The organism is Cellulomonas massiliensis JC225, from assembly GCF_000312005.1.
GTDB classification, from domain to species: Bacteria; Actinomycetota; Actinomycetes; order Actinomycetales; family Cellulomonadaceae; genus Cellulomonas; species Cellulomonas massiliensis.
The window spans coordinates 1,850,242-1,852,175 of the sequence record NZ_HE978588.1 but is presented as its reverse complement, the minus strand read 5'-3'; the positions used below and the strand labels follow the sequence as shown (position 1 = coordinate 1,852,175).

2 protein-coding genes are annotated in these 1,934 nt (G+C 77.7%); one reads left to right on the top strand and one right to left on the bottom strand.

Annotated elements, in window-relative coordinates; all coding sequences use genetic code 11:
* The first annotated feature begins 210 nt into the window (after positions 1-210).
* The gene (locus tag HGCM_RS08805; protein WP_019136479.1) at positions 211-1,152 is read left to right on the top strand and encodes a phosphotransferase; all 942 of its coding nucleotides are present in this window, start codon (positions 211-213) and stop codon (positions 1,150-1,152) included.
* Between the two features lie 29 nt (positions 1,153-1,181).
* Here the strand turns inward: HGCM_RS08805 and HGCM_RS08800 are convergent.
* Positions 1,182-1,934: PD-(D/E)XK nuclease family protein (locus HGCM_RS08800; RefSeq protein ID WP_026075357.1), on the bottom strand; the 753-nt coding region annotated here is incomplete at its 5' end.

Genomic DNA, 1,934 nt, shown 5'->3' with positions numbered 1-1,934 from the left:
ACGCGCCGCCCGCCACGGCGGGGGCGGGTCCGCGCGCGGGTCCCGCGGGGTCCGTCACCAGGTCGCTCACCTCGTCACCGTACGCGGCGCGCCGCGGCCCGGCCCGGCCGCCACCGCCGCCGGACCCGCGGACGACAACCGGACGAATCGGACCGACACGCCGGGGCGCGAGGTTCGGTCCACGCCTCGGGGCCACCTACCCTGGGAGCCGTGGCACGTTCCCCTCTCGCGCTCGCGGCGCTCGCGACGGTCGCCGTCCCCGGGCTCGACGCGTACGACGTGCGGCGGCCGGACCACCCCGGCACCGACTTCGACATCGCGGTGGTCATCGACGCCAACCGCGACCGCTGGGTCGTGCGCGCGCCCGTCCACGCGACCGCCGGCGCGGCGCTCGAGGCCGAGGTTGCGCTGCTCGAAGGCCTGAGCTCGCACGTGGACGCCGGCGACCTGCCGTTCGCGGTGCCGCGCCCGGCCGGGTTCGCCCACCTGCCCGAGGGCGGCCGCGCCGCGGTGCACCCGGAGATCCCCGGGCGTCCCCTGCTCATCGACCTGCTCGGTCCCGGGCCCGGGCTCGCCGCCGCGGTCGGGCGGGCGATCGCCGCGATCCACGAGCTGCCGACGTCGGTCGTCGAGGACGCGGGGCTGCCGGTCTACGACGCCGAGGCCTACCGCGCGCGGCGCCAGGCCGAGGTGGACGAGGCCGCCCGCACCGGCAAGGTGCCCGTGGCGCTGCTGCGCCGCTGGGAGGAGAAGCTCGAGGACGTCGCGATGTGGCGGTTCCGGCCGACCGTCGTGCACGGCGACCTCACGAACGAGCGGCTGCTCGTCGCGGGCCAGGCGGTCAGCGGCATCCTGCACTGGGGCGACGCCAGCGTCGCCGACCCCGCCGACGACCTGTCGTGGCTGCTCGTCGCGGCACCCGCCGACGCGACCGACGCGATCCTCGAGGCGTACCAGCTGCGCCGCACCGAGCTGACGGACCCGCACCTCGTCGACCGCGCGATGCTCGCCGGCGAGCTGGCACTGGTGCGCTGGCTGCTCTACGGCGTCCGGTCCGGCAACGCGGAGGTCGTCGACGACGCGGTGGAGATGCTCGCGGACCTCGAGGAGCACACGCTGCTCGCCGAGCAGCCCGCCGCCGCGATGGCCTGAGGCCGCCGCCTCGACGAGTCCCCGCCGGGTCAGCGACCCTCCGCGGAGCGCAGCAGCGCCACGATCTCGTCCTCGCCGGGCAGCGACGCGGGGTACACGGTGCGCCCGGTGCGGACGTAGCAGAACGCGGCGCGCACCCGCTCGATCGGCACGCCCGCCCACCGGGACCACGCCAGGCGGTACACGGCGAGCTGCACCTCGCGCGCCGCGACCGCCTCGGGGTCGGACGGCTCCGCGCCCGTCTTCCAGTCGACGACGACCACGGCGCCGGGCGCCGGGTCCGGGGCGTCCTCGTCGGGGAACACGGCGTCGATCCGGGAGCGCAGGACGTAGCCGTCCACCGACGTCTCCACGTCGACCTCCACGGCGACGGGCCGGCGGTCCGCCCAGGGGGTCGCGAGGAACGCCTGGCGCAGCTCCGCCTCGTCCTCGTCGGTCTCGATGCCGTCGTCGTCCGCGCCGGGCAGCGCGTCGACGTCCACGAGCGCGGCCGCGCCGAACCAGCCCTCGACCCAGGCGTGGAACCGGGTCCCGAGCCGAGCGTGCCCCGACGGCTCGACCGGCACGGGGCGGCGCAGCCCCAGCGCGAACTCGTCACGGTCCGCGCGCAGCCGCACGAGGGCCGAGGCGGACAGGTGCGCCGGCAGCGGCACCTCGCGCACCGGGACGCGCTCGCGCCGCCGCTCGTCGAGCAGCCGGTCGGCGAGGCGCTCCCAGGACGACGGGCCGCCGGCGGGGGGCGGCGGGAGCAGGGTGCCGTCGAGCTCGTCGGTCGCCTGCCG